Annotated in this window: 1 protein-coding gene; it reads left to right on the forward strand. The window is 68.6% G+C overall.

Annotation, left to right across the window (positions count from 1 at the left end; genetic code table 11):
- Positions 1 to 126: 126 nt before the first annotated feature.
- Positions 127 to 392, forward strand: a 266-nt coding sequence (locus B2Y21_RS06130) for a flavodoxin-dependent (E)-4-hydroxy-3-methylbut-2-enyl-diphosphate synthase (protein ID WP_292057996.1), incomplete at its 3' end; no start/stop codon positions are given.

The raw sequence follows: 392 nt of genomic DNA on the forward strand, positions 1-392 counted from the left end.
CGTGCCGCCGCCCAGGCGCCGTCCGCCGCCCCACCCCCGTTCGGCTGACCTTTTGGCGGGCGAAGGCGCGATCTTTCGCCGCCAGTCGTGGTTTTGCCGCTCTTCCTGTCCTATGTTCCCGGCGTCATGAGCGACCATTCCGAACTCGGCCATATCCGTCCCTGGCGCCACATCGAGCGCCGCAAGAGCCGCCAGATCATGGTCGGCTCCGTCCCGGTCGGCGGCGACGCCCCGATCAGCGTCCAGTCGATGACCAATACGCCGACGACCGACGCGGCGGCGACCCTGGCCCAGATCCGTCAGCTGGAGGAGGCCGGGGCCGACATCGTCCGTGTCTCCTGCCCGGATGTGGAATCGACGGAGGCCTTTAAAACCATCGCGCGCGAAGCCCG

The sequence above is a fragment of the Brevundimonas sp. UBA5936 genome, from assembly GCA_002430835.1.
Lineage (GTDB): Bacteria > Pseudomonadota > Alphaproteobacteria > Caulobacterales > Caulobacteraceae > Brevundimonas.